Consider the following 7,643-nt stretch of genomic DNA (forward strand, 5'->3'; position numbering starts at 1 on the left):
AATATCGGCAATTGGCTGTTTGAAGGTGTTTTGATCTCTGTCTCAAAAACGGGGGTCAGTCCCAACGTCAGGTATTTTTTTATCTGATTTATCACAATTTAAACCTAAACACTTTAGAGTGAAAGTTGGGTTTGAATGGACTTAAAGGTCATCCAAGCAATAAAAAAACACGCAATTCCGTTAACAGGTGAAGCAGATTTAAGTATCATCAATGAAAAAGCAGGCAGTGCAAAATTTGTTTTGTTGGGAGAAGCATCGCATGGTACGTCAGAGTTCTATACGGTACGTGCTGAGATAACCAAGAAGCTGATCACCGAGAAAGGATTTACATTTGTAGCAGTAGAAGGAGACTGGCCGGCTTGTCAGGCAGTAAACCGATACATTAAGGGCTATGATACTGTAAGCGAATCTGCTCGGGAAGTTCTCAGCAGTTTTAATCGATGGCCGACATGGATGTGGGCGAATGAAGAAATTCTCGATTTAATTGAGTGGATGAAGGATTATAACGAGAATCCTGATGTCCAGCCAAAGGTTGGCTTTTATGGAATAGATATGTACAGTCTTTGGGAATCGATGGAAGAAGTTATTTCCTACTTAACGAAGATTGACTCACCCGATGTAGAAATCGCAAAGAAAGCATTTACTTGTTTTGAACCATTTAACAGGGACAACCAGGAATATGCTGTATCTGCCGGTCTGTATTCCGAAGGCTGTATTGAAGAAGTCGCCAAGCTTTTGGCAACGATACAAAAAAAGAAAGACCAATATCCATGTGAAGAAGAGCTAAGTCTTAATTTAGAAGTAAATGCACTCGTAGCTTATAATGCAGAGCATTATTATCGCGCAATGGTTGTTCGAGATGAAGAATCATGGAATATAAGAGATAAACATATGGTACATGCTCTGGACGAGGTAATGAAGTTTTATGGATCAAAAGGTAAGGCGATTGTATGGGAGCATAACACACATGTTGGAGACGCCCGGGCTACAGATATGGCGCATAACGGTATGGTCAATGTAGGAGAGCTAATACGGGAGCAAAATGCTCCTGAGGATGTATATGTTATAGGATTCGGTACGCACAAAGGAACTGTAATAGCAGCAGATGAATGGGGAGTCAATCATGATGTGAAGATTGTTCCAAAAGCGGTTAGAGGATCCTGGGAAGATCTTATGCATCGAGCTGGAGCATTCGATAAGATGCTCTTTTTCGATAAAGAAAATGAACATTTATTCCAACAGAAAATCGGACATCGAGCTATCGGAGTAGTGTATCGGCCAGAGTTTGAACAGTTCGGTAATTATGTGCCCTCTCATATGGCCCAGCGGTATGATGGGTTTATCTATATTGATGAAACGAATGCTTTAAGGCCTTTGGCAGTCGAGAGGGTTTTGCTTTAAGGCAGTATATTTCCGAGGAGTCGATATAATTTCGACTCCTCTTTGAATATAATCAAGTTTCTTGTCTGAACTGCTTTATTAGAATAAGAGGAAGAACTCCAAATCAATGTATTCCAAGGTAATCTAAAGCATCCTTTACGGTAGACATTGTTGGTGAAGATAACAAGCTAAGATCCATTTCAACTGCTTCTATCGCAAGCTCTGGTCTTATACCAGTAAAGATAGACTTTATACCAAGCAAAGAGAGAACGTGATTAATCTTGAAGAGATAATCTGTTACAACTTTGTCCAATTGTAATATACCTGAGAAATCAATAATTAAACATTGCACATCCTGCTGCTTTGCCTTAAGAGGAACCAGTTGTAATAACTGTCTTGCTCGCTCTTCGTTAATTGAACCAACTAATGGTAAAATGGCTATCCCGTTTAAAAGGGGCACGAGGGTAGCTGAAAGTTCATTGATTTGGTTCATCATTTCCCTGTTTTTTCTCTCAGCTTCTTTTTTATCAGAGATATCTCTGACATATGTTTGAATTGCCTTCGTATCCTCAATGAAAACAGGATGACAGTATAATTCAACATCTGCTGTTGTACCGTCCAGTTTGAAGACAGATTCCTCAATCACTTCAGCGGGCTTGGCATATGCTGATTGAATTCTTTTATGTATCGTTGATTTGGAACTTTCATGAAAAATATCTAATGGACTTGCTCCGATGATATCTTCACGATTTCCTTTAAAAAAGACCTCAGCAGCATGGTTAATATAAATTATCTTTAGATCTGTATGTACAATTAAGGGATCCAATGAATATTCAATAACTTCGCGGTAATTAATTTTCGATATGTCTTCACTCATTTTTATCCCCTCCTAGTAAAAGTATAGTGAACTTTGGATACGTTAACAAGCCAAGTATCATATGCATCGAGTTTACAAAGGAAAATTATAGCTGCTAATCATTTCTACTTATAGAAAAAAGATTGCAGAGAATCAAGAAGCTTCTCTGCAATCTTCTTTTATTTCTTTTTAATTGTAATAGTCCAGGCTGCTTCACCTAATTGCTCATATGCGGTCACTTCATGACCTGCTTCCGCTGCCCAACGGGGGATGGATTCAGTTCCTTGCGTACAATCAAATTGTACTTCCAGCTCATCGCCTGTTTGGATTTCTTTAATCGCTTCTTTTGCTTCTACTAGCGGGAAGGGACAAACCATTCCCATTACTTCCAATCTTTTTTTCATTCTATACACTCCTTTTAAGCAGTTGCTGCTTGTGCCGTTTGACTGGTTTTTTTTCGTGGCCGTACAAATACAAAGTATGACGCAGTCCATGTGCCTAACATCATGAACCCTAAAGAGATCCATCCTTGCCATGTCATCATGGCGGTCATAACTAGACCGTTTCCGATAGAGCAGCCGCCAGCTAAACCAGCTCCGAATCCCATCATTAATCCGCCACTAAAACTATTGATAGTCGTTTTGAGGTCAGGAAGTCGGAATCTGAACTCACCACTCATTTTTGCTGCAAATAGAGAACCTAAGAAAATTCCGAGTACGAGGAATACACCCCAATTGATGAAACTTAGTTCTCCTGTAACTAAGTATTGCAGAATATTAGCGGATGGTGTTGTGATGCCTAATCCAGCAATCCGACCGGTAGCGACACTTAAAGGCCACGCAAGGATGGCAATGAGTCCGATAAGAATTGCAGTTACGAATGGATGCCAGCGTTTTTCGAAAAGAATATGTGCAAGGCCGGTTTTTTTCGGTTTTAACCCGGGGATTTTAACCGTCGGTTTTCTTAAAGTGCGGTATACAATGAATCCGACAACGGCAACAAGAACAGCAATTAAAATCCAGTTATTCAATCCTAATGTTACAGCAATAGAGTTAGATTCAACTTGTATCTCTTTTACAGCTGTGTCAAATGGAAGCAATACACCTGACTTCATCATTGCAGCTACAAGCATATAGCCAGCCAATGCAATCCAGCTTCCGATCAATCCTTCTCCGGCACGATACCAAGTACCAGTTGCACAGCCGCCAGCAAATATAATGCCGATACCGAAAATAAAGGAACCAATAATTACAGCTAAAATCGGCAGTGAACCTGCATTGAATTCAAATACTCCTAAACTGATCAATGTATAAACACCAACGCTTTGAATAGCTATTGCGATTAACAAGGCGTAAAACATGCGATTATCTTTCGCTAAGTACATATCACGAAAGCCCCCTGTTAAACAAAAACGTCCGCGCTGCATGACAAATCCAAGCAACGCCCCGCATAGTAAACCCGTTAAAATCATTTGAAGCATGAAAGCACCTCTCTTAATCCGAGTATTCTTATTTGTTTTATATTAATGTTTAGTCAATTCAGAATCAACCGCAAATTTACCTATTCTGAATTAATTATCAAGATTTAATGCAATTGGTTTTATGTTAATTGGGTATTTTTGTAAAGATGTAACTGTGATAAAGTTTGCTTATGGGAGGAGGGAGTTCGGTGAAAAAAATTATGTTCCTGTTTTTATTGATCTTTTTAGCTGGTTGTGGGACAGAGCTGGAGCCCAGTAAGTATGCCGATGAAATGACTGCTGCAGAAGATATAGTGCTCGATATAGAAGATGACAGTATAAAACAGGAAGATGGTTTTAAATTTCATATAAAAAACAATAGTGACCATCGTATTACTATTGGTCGTGAATATGCACTTGAAAAATACGATAAGAAAAAAGAAGAATGGTTACAAATACCGCTAAAAGACAATATAGCTTTTCAAGCGGATGGCTTAATCGTCGATTCTGGTTCTGAAAGCAGCTTTTTTGCTTCTTTTGATACTTATAATTACAGCTTTCCAAAGGGTGATTACCGCATTATAAAGGTTCTGTCTTCAGAAGGAGATGGAATTTTATTGTATGATGATTTCAAAATTGATAAGTAAGAGAGGAGTCAGTATATGAAAAAAGTGGTTATAGCTGGAGGTACAGGTTTTATCGGGGAATTCTTTCAAAAGAAATTTCAGGAATTAGGATACGATGTCAGCATTATCTCAAGGCAAAAACAACATATCCATTGGGAAGATAGATTGTCCATTCAAAGAGCATTGGAAGGCGCCGAACTTCTCATCAACCTGGCAGGGAAATCTGTGAATTGCCGATACAATGAGACGAATAAACAAGAAATTATGAACTCAAGAATATCAACCACAAAAATATTAGGTGAAGCTATCGAGTCCTGCAGTAATCCGCCTGAACTCTGGATCAATAGCAGTACAGCAACCATTTATCGTCACGCTGAAGATCGTCCGATGACAGAAGCAGATGGGGAAATAGGTGCGGGCTTTTCTGTCGATGTTGCTACGAAATGGGAGGATACATTCTTTTCATATAAACTGCCTCAAACAAGACAAATAGCTTTGCGCATAGCTATTGTGTTGGGTAAAGGCGGCGGAGTCATGACTCCGTACCGTAATTTAGTGCGTTTCGGTTTGGGTGGCATTCAGGGTTCAGGAAAGCAGATGTTTAGCTGGATACATATTGAAGACTTATTCCAAATTCTACTCTTCTTGAGAGATAAGAAAGAGCTGAGCGGTGTTTTTAATTGTTCTGCACCACAACCTGTTACAAACCGAGAATTGATGCATAAACTGAGAAATGAAATGAATGCTCCACTTGGCTTACCTGCACCGAAATGGATACTGGAGATAGGGTCTATATTCATTCGGACTGAAACAGAGTTGGTACTGAAAAGCCGTTGGGTCATTCCTGATCGATTAGAACGTGAAGGTTACAACTTCAGATTTAAAACACTTGAACATACGTTACAAGACATTTTGCATGCATGAATTGTCTGCAAGAATAAAACTTCGGGTTACGATGTATCCTCTTATGAAAAGATATTGTACTTGAACAGAATTCGCTAGAAATGAAATTCAGAGAAATGTAACCAATGTTTACTAACATCCTAAAAGAACTTCTACAGAGGTTCTTTTATTTTTTAAATGCTAAATAACTTAGTAAACAATTCAGGAGCTTGGTACCTACAAAATGTAAGCGCTTTATTTTATGATGAATAGTATAGTGAATGCCTACCAATTGAAGGGAAGGATGTAGCCAATGCGATTACTTAAGCGAATTTCGAAACCTTTTTTCATTGTTCTTATTGCTTTTCTTATTATGTCGATGAATCCTGGCTTAAAGCAGGCCAAATCTAAGCAAGAAGAAGTGAAGGTATGGTTTAGCTCGGAAAATGCTCCTGCTGACAGAAGCTGGTACGATGGACCAAAAGAAATTACGTATAAGCTGGATCAGCAGCAATCTATCAACATAACGAAAGAAGAGGAAATCAACGGGACAACAATCTTTGTAGACCCAGACAATCAGTATCAGGAGATGCTTGGAGTTGGTACTTCTTTAGAGGAATCTTCTATTTATAACTTGTCAAAAATGGCTTCAGGAAAGCGAAAACAAGTGCTGAAAGAGCTGTTTGATCCAAAAAAAGGAATTGGAATGGATGTTATTCGGATCACGATTGGAACCTCGGATTTTACTGCACAAGATGCATTTTATACCTATAATGATATTCCTATCACAGAGACAGATTATGATTTAAGCGAGTTTTCGATTCAGCGTGATATTGATTTAAATATCGTTTCTACCCTAAAGGAAGCATTAAAGATAAATCCAGACATCAAAATATTTGCCTCTCCTTGGAGTCCCCCAGCTTGGATGAAAACGAATAACAGCTTAATTGGCGGGCGGTTAGAAGAAAAGAATACAGAAGTACTTGCAGCTTATTATCGGAAATTCGTCCAATCATACGAAGCACAGGGAATTCCAATCTATGCGATGACAATGCAAAATGAACCGCTGCTGGAGATCGATTATCCGAGTATGTATATGCCACCGGAACAGCAAAGAGAACTGGCGACTTTACTTCGAAATCAACTCGATACCCATCATTTAGATACAAAACTATGGACATTTGATCATAACTTCACTGAAGCTTGGGATTACGTTACAACCGTTTTCGAAGACGAAGAGGCAGATGCATCGATAGATGGAATCGCATTTCACGATTATGCCGGTGACCCTAAATTAATGGGAGATATTAGTCGTGCTTATTCGGATAAATCCATTCATCTTACTGAAAGGTCTGTCTGGGGGACTGCTGGAGCAGATCGGATTGCGCAATATTTTAGAAATGGTGCAGCTAGCTATAATGCATGGGTGACGATGCTGGATAGTAACATCAGCACCCACCATTGGATCGGTACTCCTGATCCAACAATGATAATTCAGAATGCAAAAAACGTAAATAAGTACTGGAAGATACCAATCTATTATATGACTGGTAATTACTCAAAGTTTGTTGATCGTGGTGCGAAGCGGATTGACAGTAACTACGGATCTCGTGATTCCGTTACAAATGTTTCTTTTTTAAATCCCGACAATTCCATCGTAACAGTGGTTATCAATCAGACAGACAAAGCTCAAAAGTTCAGAGTTGTATCAGAAGGAAAGCAATTTGCTGCTACACTGCCAGCAGGAACAGTAGGGACCTATGAATGGCCGCGTCCTTCGCAACAGGAAAACGATAATCTGATCGAAAACGGCAGCTTTGAAACAGGAACGTTAGATCAGTGGACGGGAAGAAATAATGGTGTTTCAGCACATAAAGCAGATGCAGATGAACCTTTTACTGGCATTTACAAACTTACACACTGGCACTCGGATGCTTATCAGCAGCAAAGCGCACAAAGGATTACAAACGTACCGGATGGCACCTATGAGGCAAGCGTTTGGGTTCGCTCAGGCGGGGGTCAGAATAAACTGCACTTCTATGCAAATGATTACGGTGGAGCTAAAAAAATAACTGAAATAGGCTCAAGCCCAGTGACAAGTTATACAAAGTACAAAATCGATGATATTCAGATTACCAACGGACAGGTTGAAGTTGGAGTATGTTCTGATGCTAATGCTGGTAACTGGGCTGCATTTGACAGATTTGAACTAAAACAACTGAAATAAACAAGTAATCCATTAAAGAGGCTGGGACAAAAGTGTTTAGCCATATAAAAAACCGAACTATATCGTAAATCTTCATAAGAAAATTTGCATAAGTTCGGTCTTTTTTGATTAGTTACCCAACCTAGCGTAGGCAGAACACGGAGACTCCTTCGGGAACAGCACGAGCTGAAGACCCCGCAGTGGTGAACTTTCCACGAGGAGGCTGAGGCCGTG

6 protein-coding genes and 2 pseudogenes are annotated in these 7,643 nt (G+C 39.5%); 5 read left to right on the forward strand and 3 right to left on the reverse strand.

Annotated elements, in window-relative coordinates:
* Positions 1-135: 135 nt before the first annotated feature.
* Positions 136-1,401: an erythromycin esterase family protein gene (locus AE2B122_RS18625; protein ID WP_175074992.1), complete on the forward strand. Its 1,266-nt coding sequence runs from the start codon at positions 136-138 to the stop codon at positions 1,399-1,401.
* A gap of 103 nt (positions 1,402-1,504) precedes the next feature.
* Here the strand turns inward: AE2B122_RS18625 and AE2B122_RS18630 are convergent, their stop codons facing one another.
* The 3 genes from AE2B122_RS18630 to AE2B122_RS18640 form a co-directional block, all read right to left on the reverse strand.
* Positions 1,505-2,257 carry a PAS domain S-box protein gene (locus tag AE2B122_RS18630; protein WP_175074993.1) on the reverse strand — a complete coding sequence of 251 codons (753 nt, stop codon included), beginning with the start codon at positions 2,255-2,257 and terminating at the stop codon, positions 1,505-1,507.
* 158 nt (positions 2,258-2,415) lie between these two features.
* A complete protein-coding gene (locus tag AE2B122_RS18635) occupies positions 2,416-2,640 on the reverse strand; it encodes a sulfurtransferase TusA family protein (protein WP_175074994.1) in 225 nt (74 codons plus the stop codon).
* 14 nt (positions 2,641-2,654) lie between these two features.
* Positions 2,655-3,716 carry a YeeE/YedE family protein gene (locus AE2B122_RS18640; protein ID WP_175074995.1) on the reverse strand — a complete coding sequence of 354 codons (1,062 nt, stop codon included), beginning with the start codon at positions 3,714-3,716 and terminating at the stop codon, positions 2,655-2,657.
* A gap of 188 nt (positions 3,717-3,904) precedes the next feature.
* On the opposite strand from AE2B122_RS18640, the gene AE2B122_RS18645 reads away from it, so the two are divergent.
* The 4 genes and pseudogenes from AE2B122_RS18645 to AE2B122_RS19550 all read left to right on the forward strand — a co-directional run.
* Entirely contained in the window at positions 3,905-4,342 is a 438-nt protein-coding gene (locus tag AE2B122_RS18645; protein WP_175074996.1) for an immunoglobulin-like domain-containing protein, read from the forward strand.
* Between the two features lie 15 nt (positions 4,343-4,357).
* Positions 4,358-5,245: a TIGR01777 family oxidoreductase gene (locus tag AE2B122_RS18650; protein ID WP_175074997.1), complete on the forward strand. Its 888-nt coding sequence runs from the start codon at positions 4,358-4,360 to the stop codon at positions 5,243-5,245.
* A 331-nt stretch (positions 5,246-5,576) separates the two neighbouring features.
* A pseudogene (locus tag AE2B122_RS18655) lies at positions 5,577-6,971 on the forward strand (glycoside hydrolase family 30 beta sandwich domain-containing protein); the annotation flags it as partial.
* A gap of 39 nt (positions 6,972-7,010) precedes the next feature.
* A pseudogene (locus tag AE2B122_RS19550) lies at positions 7,011-7,430 on the forward strand (glucan endo-1,6-beta-glucosidase); the annotation flags it as partial.
* Positions 7,431-7,643 lie beyond the last annotated feature (213 nt).

The sequence above is a fragment of the Terribacillus sp. AE2B 122 genome (assembly GCF_902497585.1).
Lineage (GTDB): Bacteria > Bacillota > Bacilli > Bacillales > Amphibacillaceae > Terribacillus > Terribacillus saccharophilus_A.

Coding starts and splice junctions, on each gene's coding strand:
- AE2B122_RS18625 (WP_175074992.1), top strand. CDS start 136: ATGGACTTAAAGGTCATCCAAGCAATAAAAAAACACGCAATTCCGTTA.
- AE2B122_RS18630 (WP_175074993.1), bottom strand. CDS start 2,257: ATGAGTGAAGACATATCGAAAATTAATTACCGCGAAGTTATTGAATAT.
- AE2B122_RS18635 (WP_175074994.1), bottom strand. CDS start 2,640: ATGAAAAAAAGATTGGAAGTAATGGGAATGGTTTGTCCCTTCCCGCTA.
- AE2B122_RS18640 (WP_175074995.1), bottom strand. CDS start 3,716: ATGCTTCAAATGATTTTAACGGGTTTACTATGCGGGGCGTTGCTTGGA.
- AE2B122_RS18650 (WP_175074997.1), top strand. CDS start 4,358: ATGAAAAAAGTGGTTATAGCTGGAGGTACAGGTTTTATCGGGGAATTC.